Annotated in this window: 22 protein-coding genes, 1 pseudogene and 1 riboswitch; of the genes and pseudogenes, 10 read left to right on the top strand and 13 right to left on the bottom strand. The window is 42.1% G+C overall.

The window, feature by feature from the left end; all coding sequences use genetic code 11:
* Positions 1–31: 31 nt before the first annotated feature.
* Positions 32–1,684: a M20/M25/M40 family metallo-hydrolase gene (locus CUU64_RS16125; RefSeq protein WP_101634645.1), complete on the bottom strand. Its 1,653-nt coding sequence runs from the start codon at positions 1,682–1,684 to the stop codon at positions 32–34.
* Positions 1,685–1,983: 299 nt separating this feature from the next.
* Here CUU64_RS16125 and CUU64_RS16120 point away from each other — a divergent pair, with 299 nt between their 5' ends.
* The 7 genes from CUU64_RS16120 to CUU64_RS16090 all read left to right on the top strand — a co-directional run bounded on the left by CUU64_RS16120 (position 1,984) and on the right by CUU64_RS16090 (position 8,911).
* Positions 1,984–3,240 (top strand): MDR family MFS transporter, encoded by a 1,257-nt coding sequence (locus CUU64_RS16120; RefSeq protein ID WP_101634644.1) that lies wholly within the window; start codon positions 1,984–1,986, stop codon positions 3,238–3,240.
* A gap of 269 nt (positions 3,241–3,509) precedes the next feature.
* Entirely contained in the window at positions 3,510–4,517 is a 1,008-nt protein-coding gene (mreBH, locus tag CUU64_RS16115) for a rod-share determining protein MreBH (RefSeq protein ID WP_101634643.1), read from the top strand.
* A gap of 170 nt (positions 4,518–4,687) precedes the next feature.
* Positions 4,688–5,251: a thioredoxin family protein gene (locus CUU64_RS16110; protein ID WP_101634642.1), complete on the top strand. Its 564-nt coding sequence runs from the start codon at positions 4,688–4,690 to the stop codon at positions 5,249–5,251.
* Positions 5,252–5,416: 165 nt separating this feature from the next.
* The gene (locus tag CUU64_RS16105) at positions 5,417–5,983 is read left to right on the top strand and encodes a tyrosine-type recombinase/integrase (protein ID WP_101634641.1); all 567 of its coding nucleotides are present in this window, start codon (positions 5,417–5,419) and stop codon (positions 5,981–5,983) included.
* Positions 5,984–6,184: 201 nt separating this feature from the next.
* On the top strand, positions 6,185–6,682 hold the full coding sequence (locus tag CUU64_RS16100) for a cation:proton antiporter regulatory subunit (RefSeq protein WP_101634640.1): 498 nt from the start codon (positions 6,185–6,187) through the stop codon (positions 6,680–6,682).
* 4 nt (positions 6,683–6,686) lie between these two features.
* Positions 6,687–7,910, top strand: a complete 1,224-nt coding sequence (locus CUU64_RS16095; protein WP_101634639.1) for a cation:proton antiporter — start codon at positions 6,687–6,689, stop codon at positions 7,908–7,910.
* A 140-nt stretch (positions 7,911–8,050) separates the two neighbouring features.
* A complete protein-coding gene (locus CUU64_RS16090; protein ID WP_101634638.1) occupies positions 8,051–8,911 on the top strand; it encodes a YihY/virulence factor BrkB family protein in 861 nt (286 codons plus the stop codon).
* Between the two features lie 221 nt (positions 8,912–9,132).
* On the opposite strand, the gene CUU64_RS16085 is transcribed toward CUU64_RS16090, so the two are convergent.
* Complete coding sequence (locus tag CUU64_RS16085) at positions 9,133–10,320, bottom strand: DHH family phosphoesterase (protein ID WP_101634637.1); 1,188 nt, start codon at positions 10,318–10,320, stop codon at positions 9,133–9,135.
* Between the two features lie 138 nt (positions 10,321–10,458).
* On the opposite strand from CUU64_RS16085, the gene CUU64_RS16080 reads away from it, so the two are divergent.
* Positions 10,459–10,728, top strand: coding sequence for a hypothetical protein (locus tag CUU64_RS16080; RefSeq protein WP_101634636.1), 270 nt, complete (start codon positions 10,459–10,461; stop codon positions 10,726–10,728).
* A 112-nt stretch (positions 10,729–10,840) separates the two neighbouring features.
* Here CUU64_RS16080 and ribH read toward each other — a convergent pair whose 3' ends face one another.
* Genes ribH through ribE form a run of 3 tightly spaced genes read right to left on the bottom strand, consistent with a single transcriptional unit; the run spans position 10,841 to position 13,167 of the window.
* A complete protein-coding gene (ribH, locus tag CUU64_RS16075) occupies positions 10,841–11,308 on the bottom strand; it encodes a 6,7-dimethyl-8-ribityllumazine synthase (protein ID WP_101634634.1) in 468 nt (155 codons plus the stop codon).
* A 12-nt stretch (positions 11,309–11,320) separates the two neighbouring features.
* Positions 11,321–12,511: a bifunctional 3,4-dihydroxy-2-butanone-4-phosphate synthase/GTP cyclohydrolase II gene (locus CUU64_RS16070; RefSeq protein ID WP_101634632.1), complete on the bottom strand. Its 1,191-nt coding sequence runs from the start codon at positions 12,509–12,511 to the stop codon at positions 11,321–11,323.
* A gap of 17 nt (positions 12,512–12,528) precedes the next feature.
* On the bottom strand, positions 12,529–13,167 hold the full coding sequence (ribE, locus tag CUU64_RS16065) for a riboflavin synthase (protein ID WP_101634629.1): 639 nt from the start codon (positions 13,165–13,167) through the stop codon (positions 12,529–12,531).
* A gap of 214 nt (positions 13,168–13,381) precedes the next feature.
* Positions 13,382–13,513: riboswitch (FMN riboswitch) on the bottom strand.
* Positions 13,514–13,940: 427 nt separating this feature from the next.
* On the opposite strand from ribE, the gene CUU64_RS22120 reads away from it, so the two are divergent.
* Positions 13,941–14,117 (top strand): hypothetical protein, encoded by a 177-nt coding sequence (locus CUU64_RS22120; protein WP_180954635.1) that lies wholly within the window; start codon positions 13,941–13,943, stop codon positions 14,115–14,117.
* A 61-nt stretch (positions 14,118–14,178) separates the two neighbouring features.
* On the opposite strand, the pseudogene CUU64_RS16060 reads toward CUU64_RS22120, so the two are convergent.
* From CUU64_RS16060 to putP, 4 genes and pseudogenes are all read right to left on the bottom strand, one after another.
* Positions 14,179–14,631, bottom strand: a pseudogene (locus CUU64_RS16060) (PLP-dependent transferase); the annotation flags it as partial.
* A gap of 65 nt (positions 14,632–14,696) precedes the next feature.
* Positions 14,697–15,833, bottom strand: a complete 1,137-nt coding sequence (locus tag CUU64_RS16055) for a DEAD/DEAH box helicase (protein ID WP_101634625.1) — start codon at positions 15,831–15,833, stop codon at positions 14,697–14,699.
* Positions 15,834–16,354: 521 nt separating this feature from the next.
* A complete protein-coding gene (locus CUU64_RS22965) occupies positions 16,355–16,594 on the bottom strand; it encodes a hypothetical protein (RefSeq protein WP_180954634.1) in 240 nt (79 codons plus the stop codon).
* A gap of 617 nt (positions 16,595–17,211) precedes the next feature.
* Positions 17,212–18,681: a sodium/proline symporter PutP gene (gene putP, locus CUU64_RS16045; protein ID WP_101634624.1), complete on the bottom strand. Its 1,470-nt coding sequence runs from the start codon at positions 18,679–18,681 to the stop codon at positions 17,212–17,214.
* Positions 18,682–18,890: 209 nt separating this feature from the next.
* On the opposite strand from putP, the gene CUU64_RS16040 reads away from it, so the two are divergent.
* A complete protein-coding gene (locus CUU64_RS16040; RefSeq protein WP_101634623.1) occupies positions 18,891–20,945 on the top strand; it encodes a molybdopterin oxidoreductase family protein in 2,055 nt (684 codons plus the stop codon).
* 66 nt (positions 20,946–21,011) lie between these two features.
* On the opposite strand, the gene CUU64_RS16035 is transcribed toward CUU64_RS16040, so the two are convergent.
* The 4 genes from CUU64_RS16035 to treP form a co-directional block, all read right to left on the bottom strand.
* Positions 21,012–21,584 carry a YflT domain-containing protein gene (locus CUU64_RS16035; protein WP_101634621.1) on the bottom strand — a complete coding sequence of 191 codons (573 nt, stop codon included), beginning with the start codon at positions 21,582–21,584 and terminating at the stop codon, positions 21,012–21,014.
* Between the two features lie 263 nt (positions 21,585–21,847).
* Positions 21,848–22,558: a trehalose operon repressor gene (gene treR / locus CUU64_RS16030; RefSeq protein ID WP_101634619.1), complete on the bottom strand. Its 711-nt coding sequence runs from the start codon at positions 22,556–22,558 to the stop codon at positions 21,848–21,850.
* Positions 22,559–22,581: 23 nt separating this feature from the next.
* On the bottom strand, positions 22,582–24,264 hold the full coding sequence (gene treC, locus CUU64_RS16025; protein ID WP_101634617.1) for an alpha,alpha-phosphotrehalase: 1,683 nt from the start codon (positions 24,262–24,264) through the stop codon (positions 22,582–22,584).
* 118 nt (positions 24,265–24,382) lie between these two features.
* Complete coding sequence (gene treP, locus CUU64_RS16020; RefSeq protein ID WP_101634615.1) at positions 24,383–25,804, bottom strand: PTS system trehalose-specific EIIBC component; 1,422 nt, start codon at positions 25,802–25,804, stop codon at positions 24,383–24,385.
* Between the last annotated feature and the right edge of the window lie 110 nt (positions 25,805–25,914).

Here is a 25,914-nt window from a genome sequence, read left to right as displayed (position 1 = left end):
AGCAGTAACTCCTCGGCTTTTAGGTCTAAACTTATCCTTCATTTGAGAGAACAGAGTCCACCGTGTATTTCATTAGATGGGGCAGTGTTTCCAAGAAAAAACTAAGCTCTAAACGTTCTGTCCGTTTATGGGCATCCTTCCCATAAGGGCCAAGATTAATGGTCGGGATGTCCAATTCCTGTATCTCTTGAAGCGGTAATCTATATTTCTTTCCATACAGGGGCATTTCATCTTTTAACGAAGGAATGACACGGTCAGCATCAAGCAGCCGGCAGTAGCTGACATCGGACAACCCCGTAAAGAATTGCTTCAGCTTTATCTCTTGCCCATACATATCTTTTGCCATTTTACTGACCGCCTCTGCTATCGAACGGATCTTTTCGTCCCTCCCTCCGTCCTTTTGCAGCGTTACATGGGGATAATACGGCGGAGCAAACATGATGAGGTAAAATGGAGCCATATCCTGAAAGTACCCGCTGATTTTCTTTGCCAGCTCCACTGTCTTTTGCCGGTAATCAAACTGGGGATCCGTTTGTTGATCATGCACCTCCTCCATTTCCCTTTCAAACCTTTCCCCAAACTGTTCTATTCCAAGGCGATAAAGGTAGGAATATGTATAGACCCTTGGCTTAACATAATCCAATTCAGATCCTACATGGGAGGTGTACATTTCCCTCATCTTCTCCAGGATTTCCCTTGCACTCTGCTCGGCTATCAATCTTAGCTTACCCATTACGTCATCGGGAGTCTGCCGTAATGTTAATACGTTATATAATACATAGGCATCGGTAGGTGTCTGAACATTATACTGTTCTTTTAAATCTGTGAGTTTCAGGCAGGTCGGCGGCGGATTCCGCTCCTCTCCATCCTGGTCAATAAAAACCTTGGACAATTCCATGTTCGCCGTAAACACTGCTGCCATCCAGGATGCATTGACACCTTCTAGAGGCTCGCCTACGTGGGTTTCTTTTCCGTTGCAAAATACCATGGGGAGCAATTTTCCGGCAGACCCCAGATAAATATACTTTGAATCATCGCCCGGATAACTGGCAAAGGAAGGCTCTGAACAGATCCCGATGCTGTATTGAAGGCCATACTGCTGTTTGAGGCTGGATAGCAATTCAACAGCTGCAAACATCCCTTCCGAATTCCTTTCCTCATCAGGGGTGGACAGAAAAAGGATATTACCTTCAAAATCTCTTTCTTTAGCATATTCCGCCAAAAGGGAGATATGTAGCGCAATGCCGGCCTTCATATCCATTATGCCGCGAGCAAAAAGCCAACTGCCTGAATGTAATTCTTTCATAATATCCTCTGAAAGCGAATGTTCCTTTAATATCTCCGAATAGGCATCGGGGTCAAATGCATAATTTTTGAGATAGCCATAGTCTTCTACACCTACAACATCAAAATGGCTTAAAAGAATGACGGTCTTATTCGATTTACCCTTCGATCCTTTTAGTAAAGCAGCAACAGCTTTCCTATTCAAAAAATCTCCTTCAATATGCTTTTCAAAAATGAGGTCTGGGTTCTCCCTGAAATATTGTATTTCTTTTAAAATGGTCAGGAGTTCGTCTGCCATTACATTTTCATCTGTTGTGCCGGCAATGCTTGGAATTCTCACAAGTCTCTTTACCAAAGCTAGGATTCTATCCTTGTTGTTCCAATATGATGTTTCCCCCAAATTTATTCACCCCGCCAAAACCATGTTACATGGTTGTTCTGAGTATTCTTCCGCCGTTTGAGTATTTGTTATAGCGGAGCATATAACTCCTCTATTTTGTTTCTTTCATCTTTACATGACAGACAGAAATTTATTGTCCGGGAAATATCTCGTAATTTCGACATTGTTTTCCCTTTATTTAGTTGGAAGCAAAATTCCATTTACATTATTCATTTTATGCTTGTTTTCATCTATAGCATGACTGTATGATTTATAATGGAAAATTTTTTTGCTCAGGAACAAGAAAGCAGGAATATACTATGCACCTAAGAGATTGGGACTTTAACTTAAAAATCCGTCTGACCGGAGAAATGCTTGTTAATATAACCTTCTGGATGTTCTTTCCCTTTTTGGCCATCTATTTTACAGAGTCTTTCGGAAAATCAATGGCCGGTTTTCTGCTCATTCTTTCCCAAGTGTTTTCTGTTGTAGCCAATATACTAGGAGGCTATTGTGCGGATAGGTTCGGCAGAAAAAAAATGATGGTTTTGTCATCTTTTGGCCAAGGCGTTGCTTTCCTATTCTTCGCCTATGCAAGCTCCCCGTGGTGTGACTCGCCGATCCTTGGCTTTATCTGTTTTACTCTAGTAAGCATTTTTGGTTCATTCTATTGGCCTGCAAGCCAGGCAATGGTGGCAGATGTAACCGATGAAAAAAACCGCAACGACGTATTTGCTGTTTTTTATACATCCATCAATATAGCTGTAGTGATTGGCCCGATCCTTGGAGGAATTTTTTACGCGGAACACAGATTTGAACTTTTACTAATGGCCGGTTTATTAAATATCGCATTGGGCCTTGTTCTAGGAAAATGGATATCGGAAACCGCTCCCCCATTCCATGCAATGGAAGCTTCCGGGACATCTGGAAACTGGTATAGCTTTTTGCTCCACCAACTGCAAGACTATAAGGTTATTATTCGGGATAAGACCTTTCTTCTTTTCATCCTGGCCGGTGTGCTTGTCGGCCAGACCTTTATGCAGCTGGATTTGCTTATTCCTGTATATGTAAAGGAAACGGTAGAGGCCCAAACCTTATTTTTCTTCGGTGGCAGTTGGTCTATTGATATTAGGGGCGAGCAGCTTTTCGGGTTTCTGATTGCGGAAAACGGATTTCTCGTAGCGTTGCTCACAATCGTCATTACCAAATGGATGGCGGGATATAAGGAAAAGAATGTCTTTATCATTTCATCAATTATGTATGGGGCATCCATGGTCATGTTCGGAATCACCAACTGGATTTGGGGACTGATTCTCTCAATGGCTGTGTTCACGTTTGCGGAACTGATGACGGCTGGCATACAGCAAGGCTTTATTTCCAAGCTTGCCCCGGAGCACATGCGTGGGCAATATTTTGCTGCAGCAAGCCTCCGGTATACAATTGGAAGGATGATTGCTCCAATTGCGATACCGATGACAGAATGGATCGGTTACATGGGGACATTTACCACCCTTTGTGTCCTTACGTTATTAAGCGCATTGCTCTATTCCATTATGTTCAGGCGGTTTGATACTTAAAAAGGCATAACATGCGGGTTGATAGAAAACGGTCCATAAAGAATGGGCCGTTTTCTATTTGTTATGACAAAATCATGTCGTAAATGTCAGAATTAGTAATAACTGTCATGCAAACTTAACAACGAGTTCCATCGCGGCTAAAACCCTTATATATCAATGGTTTTAAACAAGTTAGTTAGCAATTTCCACAAATTCCTACACCCATAAATCGACAAGTTTCTGTAGAATGCTTATATGGGGTTCAAACTCTGATTAAAGGAGTGGCTATATTGTTATCTAGCATAGAAATAGGAATTGATTTAGGAACTGCCAATACGCTTGTTTACAGTAAAAACAAGGGAATCGTATTGAATGAGCCATCAGTTGTGGCCATTGACACTGAAACCAAAACGGTATTGGCTGTTGGAACTGATGCCAAAAACATGATCGGCAAAACTCCAGGAAACATCATTGCGGTACGCCCATTAAAGGATGGCGTTATCGCTGACTTTGATATTACATCACAGATGCTGAAGCAAATAATGAAAAAAGCAGGAAAGAAGCTAGGCTTTTCAATCCGCAAGCCTAACGTAGTTGTCTGCACGCCTAGCGGTTCAACCTCGGTTGAGCGCCGCGCCATCCATGACTCAGTGAAAAGCTGCGGTGCAAAGCATGTACATCTGATAGAAGAGCCTGTTGCCGCTGCAATTGGGGCAGATCTTCCAGTAGATGAGCCGATAGCGAACGTGGTTGTAGATATTGGCGGAGGAACTACCGAAGTAGCGATCATCTCGTTCGGCGGTGTTGTTTCCTGCAATTCCATCAGAATTGGCGGAGACCAATTGGATGAAGATATCGTGCAATATGTCAGAAAAAAATACAATCTTCTCATTGGTGAGCGAACGGCTGAATTGATCAAAATGGAAATTGGCTATGCATTAATCGAACATGAACGCAAATCAATGGAAGTAAGAGGCCGTGATTTAGTAACCGGCCTGCCAAAAACGGTTACGCTTCATTCTGACGAAATTCAGGACGCGATCCGCGAGTCACTGCTTCATATCCTTGAAGCCATCCGGGCTACACTGGAGGATTCCCCTCCGGAATTGAGCGGCGATATCGTAGACCAGGGAGTTGTACTCACAGGTGGAGGATCTCTACTGAACGGCATGAAGGATTGGCTAAGCAGCGAAATCGTTGTTCCCGTCCATATTGCCCCAAATCCACTTGAATCCGTAGCAATCGGCACGGGCCGTTCCCTTGATGTCATCCACAAACTGCAAAAAGCTGCTAAATAATCGAAGTATATCAGACTCCCGCTTAATGGCCGCGGGAGTCTTTTTTATGAGTCAGCTGCTATCCTTCTTAAGCATTTTAATATCTGAGAATTATGATTGCATATTGCTTTCATATTTATATTAAAGCAAGTTATCATTAAGAAAAGATTGATAATGCGGAGGATTGCCATATGAGTTCACTTAATAGCTGGTTCAATAAAGGGTTGACGAAAGAAGAATATATAGGAAGTATGCAAAAACACAAAGACAGTCTTGAATCGATTTACGAAAGATTCCAGTTGAAGGAACAAGATAAGGCAGAGATTACATCAATTAAGGAAAAGAAGCTTCGCGCAATTGTACTAACCGCAGACTGGTGCGGCGATGCCATGGTTAATCTTCCTATATTAATGAGAATTGCTGAGGATGCCAATATCGACACGCGCTACTTAATTCGCGATGAAAACCTTGAATTGATGGACCAATATTTAACCAATGGTACAGCCCGTTCCATACCGATTTTTATTTTTATTAATCAAAATGGAGAGGAAGTCTCCAAATGGGGTCCCCGGGCACCTAAAGTGCAGGCTTTCGTTGATGAACTTAGGAACACAATTCCTGCTAAGGAAGATCCGGCCTATGAAGCAAGTTTTCATTTATTCATTGAATCTGTGACCAGCCGGTTTACCACAGACGAGGTCCTATGGAACCACATAAAAGATGATATAAAAAACACCATCCAAAAAATAGATTGAGTCAGGCGGCATCCAATGAGATGCCGCCTCTTCCTTTTAGTGAGAGAAATATATATTCTAGGGGTTACCTGCGGATGCTATCTTTTATGGATGCCTATGTTTTGAATGTTACATAAACCTGCGTTATACTGTAATTAAGTAAAGTAATATACAGGAGTGATCGCCTTGGACTACGTCGAAGCCTTTAAAGATATTAAACAAATACAGGCAATTAAGAAATTTTTGAAGGCACACTCTGAAAGAGATTATTTGTTTTTCGTCCTAGGTATTAACACCGGCTTGAAAGTAAATGAGATCCTGAATCTGAAAGTAAAGGACGTGGTCGATGAACAAGGGAATATTAAAAATTTCTGCACACTACCGGCATATGAGAACCATCCCGAAAAAGAAGTCTATCTTAACGGAAAGGCTAAAAACGCCCTCTTCTCTTACTCTCTGACATCCAGATTTGAAAGCGAAGATTATTTATTCGTCTCTCCCAAGACAAACAAACCGATAACCCGCCAGCAAGTGCATAGAATCATTCACCAGGCTGTTGATGGCTTAGGGATACAAGGTAAATATGGTGTAAGTTCCATGAGAAAAACTTTTGGATATCACGCTTATAAACAAGGTGTTTCTCTTACTCTTATCCAGAAACACTTCCATCATGCCACCCCTTCCGAAACACTTAAATACCTTGGCATTCAAAAAGATGAAAATATTAAGACGGTAATAGACGTGAATCTATAACTTGGAAAATACAAAAAATGAACTGGGTCTCGCAATATGCGCCTAGCTTTCAACTAAATTCAACTTTCTCAGGTAAGGCCTCGTTTTTTAGAACTAAAATTATAGTTATGTGTAATAATACGGAACTAAATTAGATTACCGCGAAAAAGGTAAGGACAATACTGTATGTGCATGATAAAAATAATCAAGGAGGAATTTTTAATGAAAATCAGAGAAATCGAGCTTCCAGGCATTGGCCAAAAATTTGAGGTTATTACTCGTAATAACGAGAAGGTTGTCATCGTCATCCATGATGATGGACGGCGAGAAATTTACCACTTCGATACAGATCATGAAGAAAGCGTTTCAAGTGTGACGTTTAACGATTCCGAGTCTCGTCAGATCGCTGCCATACTAGGCGGGATGGTTTATAAACCACAAGCACTGGAAACGATTGAGATGGCTTTTGAAGGTCTTGCTATTGAATGGTTCAAGGTAGAACCTGGCGCGCGCAGCATCGGGAAGACAATCGGGGAAATTGATGTACGAAGTAATTATAATGTAACCGTCATAGCCATCCTAAAAAAGAATATGAAAAAACAGCTAAGCCCAGGACCTGAATCCGTAATAGAAACAGGCGATACAGTAGTCATTTCAGGAGAACGCCAGGAACTTAAAAAAATGATTAAAGAACTGTTAACTAACGAAAGGGGGGATTAATAGAATGGATCACTTGGTTCTTGAGGTCGGCACTGCTCTGGTATTAGTAGCAATTGCAGCAGTATTGGCCGGAAAATTCAACTTCTCAATCATCCCGTTTTTGATTATTCTTGGAATGCTTGTAGGCCCTCATGCACCAAAATTCGGTGTTATTGACCTGCGTTTTATCGAGAGTCAAGAAATCATTGCTTTTCTTGGGAGAATCGGTGTATTGTTCCTCCTCTTCTATCTTGGATTGGAATTTTCCATAAAAAAGTTGATTAAATCAGGGAGGTCTATTGTAACCGGGGGAACGATTTATATTTTAATTAATTTCGCCATTGGGGTACTTTATGCTTTACTGTTGGGCTTTCCCCTCCTGGAAGTTTTAATTATTGCTGGTATCATTACCATTTCTTCGAGTGCTATCGTGGCCAAAGTACTTGTCGACCTTAGAAGGACCGGGAATAAAGAGACGGAATTAATACTTGGAATCATAATGTTTGAAGACATTTTCTTGGCTGTTTACCTTTCCGTAGTGTCTGGTCTTGTTCTAGGTAATGCAACAAGTCTTATGGGGACCCTTACGTCCATCCTTATTTCCCTCGGCTATATGCTCTTGTTTTTTATAGTGGCCAGGAAAGCCACACCTCTTTTAAATAAGCTACTTGATATCTCCTCAGATGAAATTTTTATCATTGTGGTGTTTGCCTCACTGTTTTTCATTGCCGGCTTTTCAGAAACAATCCACGTCGCAGAGGCTATTGGTGCGCTTTTACTGGGCTTGGTTTTTTCCGAAACGGAACATAGTGACCGCATCGAGCATCTAGTCGTTCCATTCCGTGACTTCTTTGGTGCGATCTTTTTCTTTAGCTTTGGCTTAAGCATTGATCCCTTTACTTTGGGCGGTGCAATATGGCTTACTTTAGGCGCTGTGGTATTGACCATACTCGGTAACTTTATTGCTGGCATGATTGCGGGACGACGGGCAGGTTTGTCGCATAAAGCTTCCACAAATATAGGGTTGACCATTGTCTCCAGAGGAGAGTTCTCCATCATCATGGCCAACCTGGGTATTGCAGGCGGACTCATGCCTGTTTTAAAACCATTCTCAGCACTCTATGTTTTAATCCTCGCCATCCTCGGGCCACTATTAACAAGGGAGTCTAAAAATATATATAAAATATTGGATAAGATTTTTAGATGGAGCCAAAAAACAAGCAAAGCACGAGAACAATCTTCAGACTGAACTGGGGGTCAGTCCCCCAGTGCGTCACAGCAATAAAGTCTCAGCTCGTAAAGCAAATCTTCTTTTGTAGGGTTAATTGGGCAGACAATCGGGAAAAGGGTTGTTATACTTAGCAATTAATCAGGAGTTGATGCTGGAATATGAACAAACTGATTTCCTTTGGGAAAATGCTCGGCCAAGAAATAAAGGAGGATCGTGCTACAGGATTAGCGGCTGAGCAGGCCTATTACTATATGCTCGCACTTTTCCCTATGCTGATCTTACTCCTTTCCATTGTGCCTTATTTGTCCATTGAACCTCAGAAAGCGATTGATTTTATAGGAACTGTGATGCCAGCCGAGACATCAGATGTGTTTAAAGACAATATTATTACCATTGTCAGCGATCGAAATGGAGGATTATTGACTTTTGGTATTCTCGGTACCCTCTGGTCTGCATCAAATGGAATGAATGCTTTTATCCATTCTATGAACATTGCGTTTGATGTTGATGAAACAAGGAGCTTCATTAAAGCGAGATTGCTTTCGATCGGATTGACACTAGGATTAATCCTTGCTTTTATTGTCGCGCTCTCCCTTCCTGTTTTCGGTAAAATCATATTGGACTTGATAAATAAAATTGTTTCTATTCCCGAGAGCATGCAAATCTTGTTTAGCATTCTCCGCTGGGTCGTTGCCATCGTGGTCATAGCCTTTGTATTGGCAATGATGTATCGCTTTGCCCCGAACAAACACTATCCGTTTAAGCAGGTGATTCCAGGAGCTGTAGCCGCCACAGTTATTTGGCAGATAATATCCTTAGGTTTTTCCTTTTACGTGTCCCATTTCGGAAACTATTCATCCACTTACGGAAGCTTGGGCGGTGTGATTGTCCTTATGCTATGGTTATACCTGACAGGGCTTGCGTTGGTGATTGGCGGCGAAATTAATGCCTTATTCCATAGACAATCCACTGTTGCCAGCAAACGCACCAGTTCCAAGACTGCCCCTATCTCTACATGAAAACACCCCGGCTTTTGCCGGGTGTTTTTATTATGATAAAAATCGTTCAGGCTTTGTGGAAATCCTGAAAATTTAGTTGATTTACTGTGTGATTTGACTGAGGGATGAAAATTAAAGGGTAGAAAGCTTTTCAGCTTCTTGTATCTTCACGATGTTAAATAACATGTCCCTTCCACACACAAACAGCCCGCAATCGTATAGCAGGCTGTATGAACTAATGCCTATTTCCCTTTCATCCTTTGGTGAAAATTCAATAAATACTCAACAAATCTATCATCCCTTGCCAAATAAGCATAATAGTCACGTTTAATATGCTTTTCAATGGTACGGAAATCAGGAAACATCTGCTCGTCCTTTTTCTCATTAATTTCGAAAAACCATCCGTTTCCTTCCTCTAAGTATACAAAGATTTTCTCGTCGTGTTTCCCTAAATATAGACTCCCTTGCGCCGAACCTTTATTGTTGTATCTGTTGCGGAAGGCATCCCTTTTCAATGGTTCGATTTGGAATGTCCTTTCCACAAACTCATGAAAGGCTTTTGGGGTTAAATTGCAGCCTGATGCTTTTTGGTGGCCCCCGCCGTCATATTCGGCGGCTACTTCTGAAACATCCACATCATCATGAATCGTCCTTAAGCTGATGCGCTTTCCTCCGACCATAATCATGGCTATGTAGTCCAAATGTGGAAACTCCTTAGAAAGCTCATTCCCCAACTCGGAATGGTAAGATTCGGCATGCACAATTCCCGCAAGATACTTGCCGACCTCCATTTGGTAAACCTCTCGTTTTTTTCTGCGGATATACCTTTCAACTCGGTCTTCTTCCACATCAAGCAGCTTCTTCTCGAGCTCATCAAAGGAAAAAGTGGATTGTTGAGTGAGTTTTTGGATAATATTTTCCTCAAACTCATCGATAGAAAACATAAAGAATAGATCGTTCAGCTGTTTTGCTGCAACATTGTTGTTCGCATCCCATTCCCACGTATCATACTGCCTAACAAGTTCAACAAATTCATCCATGATGGCTGTTGATTTAAGAAGCCCCCTTTGGACCAGGTAACGGTAAAATAACGAAGTCGCTGATGCCTGCTTCCCATTGGGCTGGGACACCGTGACCGAAGCCCAGCCATATTGATTTAAATGCTCGGCTGAAAGATGGTGGTCAATTAACTTCACTTTTCCTCCTGAAGAGACAAAGTCAGAAATTCTTTTTTCATTTTCCTCGCTAACTGATAAATCGGTAATGAATAACTCTGTGTCCACATCCCCTCTTTCAAGAAATGCCGCGACTTGATAATTAAGTCCTGAAATAGAGTTGTAACTGACGTCTACATGTTCCTTAAGCGCAAGTTTTGCAAGAATGCCGCAGCCTACTCCGTCCAAATCGTTGTGTGTTAAAAGACGATACACATTAATTCCTCCCCTGTAAATATTCCTATTGCTAGTATTCCCTTTTACCCCGTCATTTATGGCGCAATTCCATTTCTGAATAAAGGTTACTGAAATGTCTACAATAATGGTGATTAACAGGAAAAGAGGGGTATATAAGTGAAAGAACTATTACAGCAAGCAAAAGAAATCCTGGAATACACCTATGACCATCCTGAATCAGGAAGGCTCGCACAATGCATTGACATGCTGGAAGGGGCAAAGGAATCAGCCGGTGAAAAAAAAGAAATGCTTGAAAATGTGATTACGGCGGTAACACAGGCCCATCATGCCCAACGGCAGTTGGACATTGCAGGGGATGTTTCATCTTCTAGTGCATTCGGCCAGGCGTTTAACGCACTGGATCAAGCGATTGAATCATATAGCTAAGATAGGATTAACTAGTTTAAAGATCTTCTAAAAAAACCGGAAGGATTATTCCCTTCCGGTTTTTTACGCTGGTTTCGCCAGTTAAGTCTTTATAGTCTCTGTGAGATTTGCCTTACCCGATCATTTTACCGAGGTTCGCCATTTCAATTGCGGAAACAGCTGCTTCATATCCCTTGTTTCCTGCTTTTGTTCCTGCCCGTTCAATAGCCTGTTCAATATTTTCTGTGGTTAGGACACCAAATATAACTGGTACGCCCGTTTCTAACGATACCGAAGCAATACCTTTAGCCGTTTCATTAGAAACGTAATCGTAATGGGTTGTAGCACCCCGGATTACGGTGCCAAGTCCTATTACTGCATCATATTTCCCGGTATTCACCAGCTTTTTAGCGATCATTGGTACTTCATACGCTCCCGGCGTCCATGCCACATCGATGTCAGCCTCATCAACACCGTGGCGCTTCAATCCATCCATTGCACCGCTAAGCAATTTATTTGTGATAAATTCATTAAACCTTCCTACTACGACCCCAATTCTTAAACCCGTGCCAATTAAATTTCCTTCAAATACTTGTCCCATGCTGCTTCCTCCTTATAAAAACAGGTGTCCCATTTTCGTTTTTTTTGTCTCTAAATATTGCTCATTATCCTTCTTGGCCGGCATTTGGATTGGAACGCGTTCGACAATTTCCAATCCATAGCCGGTCAATCCAGAGATTTTTTTCGGATTATTCGTCAATAATCGCATTTTCTCAATGCCAAGATCTCTGATAATTTGTGCACCTAGCCCGTAATCACGGAGCTCCGCGGGAAAACCAAGCTTTTCGTTCGCTTCCACAGTATCAAGGCCTTCTTCTTGGAGTTTATATGCCTTCAGCTTGTTGATCAGGCCAATCCCACGGCCCTCCTGACGCATATAAATCAAGGCTCCTTTTCCTTCTTCCTCGATTTGCGCAAGGGCCGCATGAAGCTGAGGTCCGCAATCGCAGCGGAATGAACCAAACACATCGCCGGTGAGGCATTCAGAATGCACACGCACCAAAACAGGCTCCTCAGGTTCCCATTCTCCCTTAACCAATGCGACATGCTCTAGGTCATCCAGAGGATTGGAATACCCGATTAGCTTAAATTCTCCATATGCAGTGGGCATGTTCACTTCTGCTTCACGCTTGACCAGTGTTTCATGCTTGTTCCGGAAGCGAATTAGTTCAGCAATAGTAATTAGCTTCAGGTTGTGTTTTTCCGCAATCTCGATCAAATCAGGAACACGTGCCATCGTTCCATCCTCTTTCATGATTTCACAAATGACACCGGCCGGAGCTGCGCCGCACAGCTTAGCCAAATCCACTGATGCTTCTGTATGCCCGGCCCTTCTCAGCACGCCGCCTTTTTTGGCAACAATCGGAAAAATATGTCCAGGCCTTGTAAAGTCCGCTGGTACAGAATCTTCATTTAATAACTCGAGGATCGTTGTTGACCGTTCAAACGCACTGATTCCCGTTGTCGTATTGACGTGGTCAACACTGATAGTGAAAGCGGTTCCTTTATGATCAGTATTTACGTCTACCATCGGATGCAGGTTCAGCTTTGTAGCCAACTGTTCGGTAATGGTCGTACAAATGAGTCCGCGGCCATGGATTGCCATAAAATTTATCGCTTCAGGAGTTGCTTTTTCAGCGAGCACAACAAAATCTCCCTCATTTTCGCGATCCTCATCGTCGACTACAATAACAGCCTTACCTGCTTTCAAATCTTCAATCGCCTCTTCTATCGTGTTAAACATATGATCCACCACCTTGTTTAGAATCCATTCTCAGATAAATAATCCAATGTAATTTCTTTTTTTTGCTTCTTGCTTTCTGCCTGATGGATTATGTATTTACCAATCATGTCATTCTCAATATTTACGATATCCCCGGCATTCTTCCTTCCCAGCACGGTGTCTTGGTGGGTGAGTGGAATCAGGGATACCGTTACCAGATTATTCCTAATATCAAAGATTGTCAGGCTTGTCCCATCAATTGCGATGGAGCCTTTGGGTATGCAGTATTTGCTAAGGAAATCATCCAATTCGATTACATAATAAACAGCGTTGTCTTTCTTTTCTTTTTTTACAATCGTACCAGTGCCGTCAATATGGCCGGAAACAAAATGGCCGCCAAACCTGCCATTTGCACTCATAGCCCGCTCCAAATTCACTGGTGAACCGGGTTTTAAAAGCCTAAGAGAGGTATCGTTCATTGTTTCAGGCATGACATCTACTGTAAAGGTTTCATTAGTAAAGGAAATCACTGTCAAACAGACCCCATTAACAGAAATGCTATCACCCAAATGGACGTCTTCAATAATTTTTCGTGAAGCGATTGTAAGGACCATGCTGTTGCCACTGCTGTTAAGCGATGATACCGTTCCGATATCTTCTATGATTCCTGTAAACATCTTTTCACCTTATTTCATCATTAGCTTGATTTAGGCCTATCCTTATTATTCAATCGATTGCTTCGTACTAATCCTCCTTCCTGAAATATAAAACCCTCCAGGAATAAACCTGAAGGGTCGTTATTAAAGGGAGAAATTGTTTACAAAATATACAACGAAATAAGCCTATTTAAACAATATTTTTCCAATAGACTTTAAGCTTATATATTTTTCCTGTGTCCTTCTCCCATCCAGACTGTACTGTCGGCTTTGGAATCACACCAAATCGTGCCTTTCGTTAGGCTCGCGGGCTTAGAATTGCTTCATCACCGCCGGTTGGGACTTTCACCCGACCCCGAAGGACAAATATTAATCTTTTGTGCGGGCTTTAAAAACGTGTTTCATAGGGAATTGTAATTCAGACTTTTTGAATCTCTAAATTCTGACATTTCCCCTATTATGCAAGCCCTTTATTTGTATAGGATTTTAACACTTAAAGTAGAAAAATGCAATTAGGTTGTCCAAGCACGAAGATTTTAATCTTCCAGCCTTCTTTATGATTGTTCTCAGGTGATGGGGAGTTTATATACAGATACTATCATAATACCAATGAAATGAATGGCTCACTTGTATAATTTTTTAATCGAACAAGAAACTAATGCCGTAGGTCTTTTATTCAAGTAACATGCTCAGCTTCTTCATTGTATATCGAAGGAAGAGTCGCCGGTTTACAGTATGCCAGCCTTGAATTTCTCCGGTACTCGTTTATTTTATAAAAAGGGGTTGAACAAGGTATGGTTCAAATTAATAAGATATTAAGTCAAATGGCACATAACTATTTTCTCGTTGCTATTGCAGCCACTTTGTTTTTCTTAGCTAAAGCGATTACTGGATACCTAACATATAGGCACTATGACAAAAAGTTTAAAAGGATTGAAGAGAAACTGGATAAAATCATCCAAAAATTATAAGAATGTTAGGCATTCCATATCTCTTAGAAATACACAATTCATGTCAGGATGTTCACGCATCAATTTCAGTTAGTGTGATTATGGCTACGCTATTAATAAACTGTTTCTTTCCGACAACAAGGCCGCCCACGACATCACCGTGTCCGCAAATGTATTTTGTCGCGCTGTGCAGAACAATGTCACATCCCCAGTCAAGCAGCCTTTGAAGATAGGGAGTTGAAAACGTATTATCAACCACAACGGGGATTCCGTGTTGTTTTCCAACCTGTGCAATCATCTCAAGGTCAAGTTTGTTCATGGTCGGGTTTATCGGAGTCTCGACATAAGTACATGCTGTCTCCGGGCGGATCAGCGCCGAGAGCTGTTCAACAGATTCCATCGCACAAAAATCATGGTTGATATTGTATTTGTTTTTCATGAGCTGCAATAGCCCGAATGTACAGCCATACAACCCTTGAGAACAAACAATATGGTCGCCCGCTTTTGTCAAAGCTATCAAGACAGCAGAAACTGCAAAAAACGGGGTCAGTCCCCCACTGCTGTTAAGCATTAACGCAGTGGGGGACTGACCCCGTTCGTTTATTTTGCATCTACTATTTCGCCCTTGTAAAAGTCTTTTTTGCTGACGGAAATACCTAGCTCACGGGCAATCTTTTTTAATTCTCTTTCCTCGCGCTCTGTAACAATGGACATAACCGTCCCGCTTGCACCAGCCCGTCCTGTTCTGCCTGAGCGGTGAACGTACTGGTCGGTTGATTGAGGAACATCAAGGTGGACCACTGTGTTTAACCCTTTTATATCAAGACCTCTGGCTGCTACATCCGTTGCGAGCAGTAATGGGGATTTTCCTGATCGAAGATTACGCAGCGATTTTTCCCGTTCCATTTTATTAGATTCTCCATGAAGGATGTTCAATTCAATGCCTTTGAAATCGAATTTTTCACCGATTACAGTGATTTCTCCGATATCGTTCGCAAAGGCGAGCCCTTTTAAATCCTTAAGCCGTGAAATTTTTTCTAGCACCTTTATTTTGTCGCGTTTTTCGCTTACGAAATAAATGTGGTCTACCTTTGATGGAATGTTTTCATCTTTTCCAATACGGATTATTGTTGGATCGTCCGTTAATTCCAAAGCCAATTTTTCCGTGTGCGGCGGCAGTGTGGCGGAAAACAACAGAACTTGCCGATCTTTCAATGTAGCTTTAACAATATTGCGTACTGTCCCCATGTGCTCAGGGACAAGCAATTGGTCCCCCTCGTCAAGTACGATCGTTTTCACTTCATGCATCTTAATTTTCTTTTGGCTAATTAACTCATAAAGCCGCCCCGGTGTACCAGCAATAATTTGAGGACGTTTTTTCAATTTTTCAAGCTGCCGTTTCAAATTGGCACCTCCGATAAACGCTGCGCCTGTAATTCCACTCTCCTCAGCCCAAGTCCTGATTTCCTCGGCAATCTGCATCACCAATTCACGGGATGAAGCAAGGATCACAGCCTGAATCGATTGTTTTGCGGGATCTATTTTTTCGAGCAATGGAAGCAGATATGCCAGGGTCTTCCCTGTTCCTGTCGGTGACTCGGCAATTAGGTCCCTGCCTTCTTGTATAGCGGGAATGGCCTTTTCCTGAATCGGCGTTCCCTGTTCAAACCCTGCTTTTTCCCAGGCTTTTTGGATAAACGGTTTCATGTTTGATATAAATTGCGGTGTCTCGGTCATAAGAATCTCCTTTTATCATTCCTGTCAAACTTACAAATTATTGTACCATGCCTGCTAGTATTTACATAATGCATCAGATAACTTCTCTCACAAGCTCTTTTCTTATAGAAAAGATGTAGGAAGGGTCGAAGTCTACTGCAACTGGATAAATAAACATGCCTAGTTAACGCCAATTCCACATCTACTTGAGCGTATGTTACCGGTTGCTTAGCCCTTAAGGAACTAATACTTAATTTACATCTTCTCCATCTACGTGTTGGCCAGATTTGTGTCTGGCTTAATCCCATGTCCATGTGTAGAAGTACTAGGATTGCCTACGATAAAGGACACAGGTTCTATGTCGTAACCTAATTCTTTCTGTTTAATATCAACGAATGCTTTATAAAAACATCGGGGCGTAAATTTGATGCTATTACTAAGCGAATTGGTCCATACTTGATTCAGTTGGTCTTCATCTGCTTGTATATTCATTTCCTCAAGCTGAAGATTGATGTCAATTTGTTTCTCTGCCCTTTGAGGTTCTAAATGAAGATGGATGTTAAAGGTGATTGGATTTCATGTGACACGTTAGATACGAAATCTTGCCGCATTTGATCCAACTTAGTTAGTTGTTTAGCCATATTGTTAGAGCTAGCGGTGAAAATACTGATTTCGTCCTTTCGTTTGGTTATAAGCTCCTCCCCGAACTCTCCATTCACCATGATCATCGTTGCATCCGTCAAACGGAGGAGCGGGTTTACGATATATCTGGCAGCAATCAAAATAAGTAGAGCTCCGAAAAACAGGGAAAATAGCATTAATAGATGCAATTAATCCATCATTTCCTTGTCGATATTATTTTCTTCTACCGCTAAAAATCATCCACAACTAAAAATTGACGGCAAATTCAATACCTCCGTTTAATTTATGGTAAGAACCCCAATAACCTTTTACATATAAAATAATGAACTCCGTTTTGATATATTCCTAAATAAATCTTACACTGTTAAAAGGGGTTTTTTAATATTTAAGGTAAAAAAGTGGTTATTAATTAAAAGAGGATCACTGTGGAAAAACGATAAAAACCCTAATGGACTGAAGGGAAATTAAACAGCCTGAGTCCATATCAATACAGGACCCAGGCTGCCTAATTGTGCTGTTTATTACTGTCTACTTAACAATGGTGAGCGTCTTTTCTTTTTCATGAAGTTTCAATCATTTCAGAATAATTTATCATTATAGGATTCTATGTGCCTTCGCCTAAATTTTAAGGTTTTCGATGTGGATAAAATCATACCGTGCCAGTTTTACAAAAAGATGTTAACCACAGTAACCGATAAATATAACAATGCTGCGTCCCCTGTTTACTATGCGAAAAGAAGAGGCATGGGTCCATAAATCAAGATAGTGCTTTTACAGCGGCCTCAAATTCTTCCTCCACTTCCTTAGAAGGTTTTGAAGTCAGCAAACTTACTACAATAATTGCGATCGTACAGGCAATAAAGCCTGGAATGATTTCATAGACTTCTTTAAATTTATCGATCTGCTCCCAGATAATGACTGTTGCGGCGCCAGCAATGATTCCTGCAAATGCCCCCATTTTATTCATCCGTTTCCAGTAAAGGCTAAACAAAACCACCGGTCCAAATGCCGCCCCAAATCCTGCCCATGCATACCCGACCAGGTTGAGGATCGTTTCACTCGGATTTAAGGCCAACACAAGGGCAATCAAGGCCACTGCTAGAACAGCAAACCTGCCGACTAGCACCAATTCCTTATCTGACGCAGAGCGCCTAATAAATGCTTTATAAAAATCTTCTGTCAGTGCACTTGATGTAACAAGAAGCTGTGCAGCAATCGTGCTCATAATGGCTGCGAGGATTGCCGCTAAAAGAAAGCCGGTAATCATGGATGGGAATAATTGCTCAGCAAGGACGATGAATACCGTTTCATGTGCCCCCTCTGCCAGCGGCGCACCCTTTATATTGAAATAAGCTATGCCGAATAGTCCCGTAATCATTGCACCCACTATCGAGAACAACATCCAGCTCATGCCGATTCTTCGCGCACTTTTCATTTCCTTTACTGATGTAATTGCCATAAAGCGAACGATGATATGAGGCTGCCCAAAATACCCGAGTCCCCAAGCAAGTAGAGATATAATTCCAATTGTCGTTGTTCCTTCGAAAGCCTGAAGCAGCTTAGGATCAATTGATTGAATCTCATTGAAGGTTGCATCCAGGCTTCCGATGTTTGTGACTGTTACAACAGGGACAAGGATTAACGCAATGAACATGATCGTTCCTTGTACGAAGTCAGTCCAGCTCACCGCAAGAAAACCGCCAAACAACGTATAAAGAATAACTACGCTCGCCGTCAGCCAAATGCCTGTCGTATAATCCATGTTAAATGCAGTCTCAAAAAGCTGTCCTCCCGAAACCATCCCTGACGATGTATAAAATGTGAAAAATATTAAGATAACTAATGCGGAAGTGATCCGTAGAATCCTGGTATGGTCTTTAAATCGGTTCTCAAAATAATCCGGAATGGTAATCGAGTTATTGGCCACTTCTGTGTATGTTCGTAAACGTGGCGCAACATAAAGCCAATTCAAATATGCCCCTGCACACAGCCCGACGACAATCCATCCGCTGCTTAGCCCCGATAAATACATAGCGCCTGGAAGGCCCATTAATAACCAGCCGCTCATGTCGGATGCCCCCGCGCTTAATGCCGTTACCGCCGGACCCAGATTTCTCCCGCCAAGCATGTAATCTGTCAGATTTGAAGTGCGTCTATAGGCAAAGTATCCGATCGCTAGCATCCCAACCATATAAATGGAAATTGATACAATTACACCATACTCCATAAATATCCCCCTTTATTCCTAGTTTTTTTAGCAGCTTATAGCAGAATAACAAAAAAATCGACATTTGTTAACAGCCTCAAGCGTTTCAAATTGATTTCCAGACTGTTCTATTTGATTAGCGATAAGAAGTATTCTATTATAGAAGGTAAAAATTATAATATTTTTGCAGTTTTATTCGCAAATTACATCAGATATTTTAGGAGAATTATATGGAATCATATATAAATCAACCAGATGGCATTTTCCCATCCGTTTGCTCGCTTGATTGCCCTGATCAATGCGGGCTGCTCCTGCATAAAAAGGATGGGAAAATTATAAAAGTGGAAGGCGATCCTACCCACCCTGTAACAAAAGGAAATATCTGCAATAAGGTCCGTAATATGACAGCCAGGCTGTATGACCCAAAACGCCTGAAATACCCCTTAAAAAGAGTAGGTGCCAAGGGTGAAGGCAAGTTTGAGAGAATCACCTGGAAAGAGGCAATTGAAACGATTACCTCTAAATGGAAGGATCTTATAGAACTGCATGGACCCCAGAGCATCCTTCCCTATAGTTTCTACGGTAATATGGGGAATTTAAGCGCAGAAGGTATGGACAGGCGATTTTTCAATCGCATGGGTGCAAGCCGACTCGAACGAACAATATGCAATGCAGCAGGCAGCACCGGCTATAAATATACAATGGGAGGATCGTTTGGAACAGATCCTGAGGAAACCGCCCATTCAAAGCTTTTCATCTTTTGGGGTATTAACGCCGTTAGCACAAATATGCACCAGGTCACAATCGCCCAGCAGGCACGCAAAAACGGTGCCAAAATTGTCGTAATCGATGTGCATAAAAACCAAACCGGCCGCTGGGCTGATTGGTTCATACCAATCCTGCCAGGCACTGACGCGGCGCTGGCACTTGGAATTATGCATGTTCTATTTGCTGAAAATATGCAAGATGAAGAATTCCTCAAGCAATACACTGTGGGTGCCGAAGAATTAAAACAGCGCGCAGCCCAGTATGATCCTGCAACCGTGTCCGCTATTACAGGCGTATCGGTGGACGATATATACAAGCTGGCCCGTATGTACGGAACAATTTCACCTTCCTATATCCGTATTGGGAATGGTTTGCAGCATCATGATAACGGCGGCATGTGTGTCCGTACGATTTCCTGTTTACCGGCAATTACCGGACAATGGCTCATAAAGGGCGGCGGAGCCACAAAAGGGAATTCAGGTTATCTGGCCTATAATACGAGGGCGCTTCAACGTCCCGATTTATTAAAGGATAAATCTACCCGTATTATTAATATGAACGCAATTGGGAAAGCTTTACTGGAGCTGGAAGAGCCCATCCGCTCAATGTTTGTCTACAATTCAAATCCGGCTATAATTGCCCCCGATGCGAATAAGGTACGGATGGGGTTAATGCGGGAGGATTTATTTACCGTTGTACATGACTTATTTTTAACTGAGACGGCGGCCTACGCAGATATTGTTCTCCCTGCTGCAGCCTCCTTTGAAACAACTGATTTCTATGCTTCGTATTGGCATCACTATATGCAAATTCAACTGCCAGTAGTAGAAACGTATGGGGAATCTAAGTCTAATACAGAGGTTTTTAGATTACTAGCTGCAGAAATGGGCTATGACGAGGAAGTTTTCAAAGCCACGGATGAACAGTTGATTGAAGAAGCATTAGATCATCCGGCAAACCCGTATCTTGAAGGCATTTCTTTAAAAGGTCTATTGGAAAGGCAATACTTGAAAGCAAGTGTCAAGCCTATTGTTTCAGGCTCGCTACCTACGCCAAGTGGAAAAATAGAGCTGTATTCCGAACAAATGTTTAAAGACGGGTTTGATCCAATTCCTGTTTATCATCCAATTGTAGAGGATGGAGATCTGCCATTTTTATTCGTGCCTGCGCCAAACCATAATTTCCTTAACTCAACCTTTTCCAATAACGCACGCCACATCGCACTGGAAAAAGAGCCGAGGCTACACATGAATGCAAGTGATGCCGCAAAAATTAGTATAGAAGATGGTGATATGGTCCGAATCCATAATCATCGTGGTGAATGTGTGTTAAAGGCGGCGGTTGGAGAAAATGTACTTCCAGGAGTTTTGGTCAGCCAGGGCCTATGGGCAGACACGCCTGGAACCAAACAGCTTGTTAATGCACTAACGCCTGATAGAATCTCTGATATGGGCGGCGGGGCTACCTTTTTCTCAGGTCGGGTTGATGCAGAAAAGATAATCGTTCCTAAAGGTTGAATACATGAAAAAAGGATAGATGGAGCAGGATCATCCCGGTCTCCATCTATCCTTCTTTTTTAGAAATTAGTATCTGCGCAGTGTATCGTCACCATCCGGAGGAAAGTTCCGGTCCGTATCTACAGTACGGTCATAATGGTTACGCGAATCCATGAATGAATCAGTAGTTGAATTTAAATCGTTATTTACTAGTGAATCGTTCTTCGTTGCATTTGGGTCCAACAGAACGAGCAGCTTGCCATCTTTGACATCTCGTTCATATCGATCCGCTTCGTCTTCCGGAATCCCCATACCAACCAATGCACCTGCCAGCCCGCCAGTTCCGGCACCAACAGCAGCACCAGTTAATGTAGCGGCAATAGGACCGGCCGCTAGAATTGGCCCAATCCCCGGAATGGCAAGGGCGCCTACGCCTGCTAATAATCCGGCCGCACCACCCAAGATTCCTCCGGTCGCTGCCCCCGCTGCAAGGCCTTCCTCGGTTTTTGTACCTGTTTCTGCATTTACAGCGTCTACTTCATCGCGGTCTCTTGCAACTACTGAAATATCATCACGGTCATACCCTTGCGCCGTTAATTCCCTAACTGCGCGGACCGCTTCATCACCATTGTCGTAAACTCCAATTACTCTTTTATCCATTCTAATCATCCTCCTTTTGGGAATTATGATCACTCTAGTCTATACATACCCGTGGTGGAGGACGAATAACATGAACTATATTTTTTCCATTATTTACTAATGCAAAAGATTCATAGATATAAAAAGCGTAATTGCCCTTTTTTAAAGAAACATCCGCTAGTACAGCCACGCCGCCGTAGCACGTAAACGGCCGCACATTCTGAAAAAGCTATGCTTACCTTCCAATAATATTAGGTAAGAGAACCTTCCATTTCCTGTGGAAGCTATTTTCTTCGTGCAAAATCAACGAAACGGAATTTATCAGGCCGGTGCCGTGATTCGGTATATTGAAATAAGCTAGCGTCATCGAGATGCACATAGTTTTTGACAACTACAATATTTTGGAAGCCTGCAAAATCAAGATATTCTCTATCTTCTCCTGTTGGTTCTTCTACCGTAACGATTTTTTTAGCGAACGAAATAGATAGCCCAAGCTCTCCTTCCAAATACTCGTAAATGGAATTGCGGCTAATTTCTTCCGTGATGTTTGAAACAAATTTTGCAGCAAGAAAATCCTTGTCCAGGATGATTTTCTCCCCGTCAATCTCCCTAACCCGCGCGATTTCCCAAACGTAGTCGTTTTTTGCCAGTTTTAACTGCTCACGTATATACAAATCAGGGATTCTTTTTTCCAGCCATGCTACATTTGTTTTGGCACGTTGCCCCATTTTCTGTGTTAATTCTTTGAAACTAGTAAGGCCTGATATCGGGAAATCCAGCCTTTTTACATCGAGGACAATCGAGCCTTTTCCTTGTACCTTATGGATATACCCTTCTTCAGAGAGCAAGTTTAACGCCTTTCTGATTGTTTCTCTTGATGTTTTGTACTGGGTGGCTAATTCATTCTCGGATGGCAGGAGGGAGCCTGATTTAAGGCTCCCCTCCTGGACTTGTGAAGCAATTTCTTCATATATTTTCATGAATTTATTTTTCACTGCTAATCACCAGGCCCATTTTATCACTTCTTTTTCAAATGATAAACGGCGGATTCATACGGACGGAAAGTCATACGACCGCCAAATTCAGGAGCTTCAGGATAATTGGAGATCAGTACTTTAATGACATATTCCTCTTCCATGAAGTTCGCTGAATAATCGAGAACCGCTTCTCGTCCGTAGAAATTATTAAATGAAATTAAAATCTCATCTTCATGCTCACGTTTGTACACGAATAATTGGTCATGTTCCGGGAAGAGAAGCTCATAGTCCCCGTACGTAATGATGTCATATTCCTTGCGGAGCGCGATTAGATTTTTATAATGGTAAAAAACAGAGTCCTTATCAGCCACCGCTTTTTCCGCATTGATTTCCGGGTAGTTCTGGGACACACCGATCCATGGTGTACCGGTGGTAAAGCCGGCATTTTCAGAATTATTCCATTGAACCGGGGTACGGGAATTATCACGCGATTTTTGCTTGATGATTTCCATGATTTCTTTTTCTGATTTCCCCTGTTGTTTCATGATCTCGTAGTAGTTTAATGTTTCCACATCGCGGTACTGGTCAATGCTGTCAAACTTCGGATTGGTCATGCCGAATTCTTCACCCTGGTAAACATATGGAGTACCCTGCATCATGTGGATCGTCGTTGCAAGCATTTTTGCAGATTCTTTATGAAATTCTTCGTCATTTCCATAACGAGTTACGATGCGTGGCTGGTCATGATTACACCAGAACAACGCATTCCAGCCCCCACCTTTATTCATTTCAACCTGCCATTTAGACAGAATGTTTTTTAGAGCAGAAAAATCCATCTCTCCAATAGCCCACTTCTCGCCATTTGGATAATCTACTTTTAAATGATGGAAATTAAATGTCATACTAAGTTCCCGGCTGTCCGGGTTTGAATACCGGATACAATCTTCAATTGTCGTTGAAGACATTTCCCCGACAGTAATGCTTTCATATTTAGAAAGTACCTCGTCATTCATTTCACGAAGGAATTCATGGACACGCGGGCCATCCGTGTAGAACTTACGACCGTCTCCTGGTGGGGTTGCACCGTCATCATTCGGGAAATTCTGGTCCTTGGAGATTAGGTTAATGACATCCAGCCTAAATCCGTCAATTCCCTTTTCGAACCAGAAATGCATCATATCATACACTTCTTTTCTAACTGCTTTATTTTCCCAGTTCAAATCACCCTGTGTAACATCAAACAGATGCAGATAATATTGCCCGGTTTTCTCGTCAAACTGCCAAGCCGATCCGCCGAATTTGGAAACCCAGTTATTTGGTTCTTTTACGTCGACAGGGTCTTTCCAAATATAATAATCGCGATATGGATTTTCTTTAGATTCACTGGCTTTTTTAAACCATTCGTGTTCAGTGGAAGTATGGTTTACAACTAGATCCATGATGATTTTAATATTTCTATCGTGTGCTTCCGATAACAGCCTGTCGAAGTCTTCCATGGTTCCATACTCTTCATGTACCGCATAATAGTCGCTGATATCATAGCCATTATCCCGCTGTGGGGATTTATAAATCGGCGTCAGCCAGATAACATCAATTCCCAGTTCTCTTAAGTAATCCAGTTTTTCAATGATTCCATTAATATCGCCCGTGCCATTCCCGGTCGTATCATTAAAGCTCTTCGGATAAATTTGATAAACTGTTGACTTTCTCCACCATTCCTTCAAGGGAAACACCACCAAATAAATTTTAGTCTATTTTAATACACGCATGCGCTGGGGAAATGACCCCGACTGCTAAAAACAAAGGAAACCATTGGAATGAACCAATGGCATCAATATTTCCTTAAGCATTTTTTCTATTTCTTACTTTAGCCATTATAAATGTCAACGCAAATGGTACGACAATTGCAATGACCATTCCGATCGCAAATGGTCCCCATTTTTCAGGCACGATTGAGAAGATGGCTGGAAGACCGCCTACTCCAATCGAAGGAGCGATAACATCATTCATGGTTATGAAAATTGCTGCAAGAGCGGATCCGATCATAGCCGAGAAGAACGGGAACCGGTTAGGGATATTTACACCAAACATGGCTGGTTCTGTGATTCCCAGATAGGCAGAAACCGCAGAAGAAAGTGACAATCCTTTTAGCTTCTCATCACGTGCTGCAAATAACATAGCAAGCGCTGCTGAACCTTGTGCAATATTTGAAATTGCCACAATTGGCCATAGGAACGTTCCGCCGATGCTGCCGATCAATTGGAAGTCCACAGCAAGGAAGGTGTGGTGCATACCGGTAATAACAAGCGGTGCATATAATGCCCCATAAATCAAGCCACCGATTACTGGTACTGTGTCAAAAATTCCCGTAAATAATGAAGTGATCAAATTACCGATTGTAAATGTGATTGGTCCGATAACGATGAATGCCAAGAAACCTGTTACTAATAGTGCCACCGGTGCAACAACCAATAGTTTGATTGAGTCAGCAACCCGTTTATTCAAGAAAACCTCAATTTTCGCAAGTACATAGGAAGCAAACAAGATTGGAAGCACCTGTCCCTGGTAGCCAATCTTATTAACTTCGAGGCCAAATAAGTTCCATGTAGGAATTTCGCCTTTTGCTTTTGCATCGGCATATCCCCAAGCATTCAGAAGTTCAGGATGGACGAGCACCAAACCTAAAACAATCCCCAATAGCGGATTCCCGCCAAACTGCCTAACTGCAGACCAACCGATTAGAGCTGGCAAGAATGTAAACGCTGTATTCGCAATCAAGTTTATAATTCCCGCAAAATCTTTCCATTGAGTATACACATCTACCACTGACTTATCGTCAAAGAAAATTCCAGGCCCAGTAAGAATATTATTGATCCCCATCAAGAGACCCGCAGTAACGATAGCTGGAAGAATTGGAATAAAGATGTCGGCCAATGTTTTAACGGCACGTTGAAGCGGGTTCAGATTTTTCTCCGCTGCTTTTTTTGTTTCTTCCTTTGAAGCCATACCGATTCCAGTTTGTTCTGCCATTTCCCGGTAAACCTGATCAACGGTACCTTGTCCAATCACGACTTGGTATTGGCCATTTGCAGAAAATGAACCTTTCACTACATCGATATTTTCTAAAGCTTGTTTATCTACTTTGCCTTCATCCTGTAAGGCAAAACGAAGACGTGTAACACAGTGTGTGGCAGAAGCAATATTCTCTTTCCCGCCAATGGCATCCACTATTTTTTTTACGTCTTGGCTGTAATCTTTCGCCATTGTAAATCCTCCCTCTGCGAACGTTTTCATTTTGTTTAGTATTTAAAGTTGAACACAGACTAATTGCGCCACGGCCTCATGTCTTCGTCTGTGTGACCCACATCCTGTGC

The sequence above is a fragment of the Bacillus sp. V5-8f genome, from assembly GCF_002863565.1.
Classification (GTDB): Bacteria; Bacillota; Bacilli; order Bacillales; family DSM-1321; genus Peribacillus.
The sequence above is the reverse complement of the archived record's forward strand: the minus strand, read 5'-3'. Positions and strand labels throughout refer to the sequence as shown.

Bases quoted from the DNA above. Each gene is read 5' to 3' on its own strand.
- CUU64_RS16040 (WP_101634623.1), top strand. From the start codon at position 18,891: ATGGAATCATATATAAATCAACCAGATGGCATTTTCCCATCCGTTTGC.
- CUU64_RS16095 (WP_101634639.1), top strand. From the start codon at position 6,687: ATGGATCACTTGGTTCTTGAGGTCGGCACTGCTCTGGTATTAGTAGCA.
- CUU64_RS16070 (WP_101634632.1), bottom strand. From the start codon at position 12,511: ATGTTTAACACGATAGAAGAGGCGATTGAAGATTTGAAAGCAGGTAAG.
- CUU64_RS16055 (WP_101634625.1), bottom strand. From the start codon at position 15,833: ATGACCGAGACACCGCAATTTATATCAAACATGAAACCGTTTATCCAA.
- CUU64_RS16035 (WP_101634621.1), bottom strand. From the start codon at position 21,584: ATGGATAAAAGAGTAATTGGAGTTTACGACAATGGTGATGAAGCGGTC.
- CUU64_RS16110 (WP_101634642.1), top strand. From the start codon at position 4,688: ATGAGTTCACTTAATAGCTGGTTCAATAAAGGGTTGACGAAAGAAGAA.
- treP (WP_101634615.1), bottom strand. From the start codon at position 25,804: ATGGCGAAAGATTACAGCCAAGACGTAAAAAAAATAGTGGATGCCATT.
- CUU64_RS16120 (WP_101634644.1), top strand. From the start codon at position 1,984: ATGCACCTAAGAGATTGGGACTTTAACTTAAAAATCCGTCTGACCGGA.
- ribE (WP_101634629.1), bottom strand. From the start codon at position 13,167: ATGTTTACAGGAATCATAGAAGATATCGGAACGGTATCATCGCTTAAC.
- putP (WP_101634624.1), bottom strand. From the start codon at position 18,681: ATGGAGTATGGTGTAATTGTATCAATTTCCATTTATATGGTTGGGATG.
- CUU64_RS22120 (WP_180954635.1), top strand. From the start codon at position 13,941: ATGGTTCAAATTAATAAGATATTAAGTCAAATGGCACATAACTATTTT.
- CUU64_RS16100 (WP_101634640.1), top strand. From the start codon at position 6,185: ATGAAAATCAGAGAAATCGAGCTTCCAGGCATTGGCCAAAAATTTGAG.
- ribH (WP_101634634.1), bottom strand. From the start codon at position 11,308: ATGGGACAAGTATTTGAAGGAAATTTAATTGGCACGGGTTTAAGAATT.
- CUU64_RS16090 (WP_101634638.1), top strand. From the start codon at position 8,051: ATGAACAAACTGATTTCCTTTGGGAAAATGCTCGGCCAAGAAATAAAG.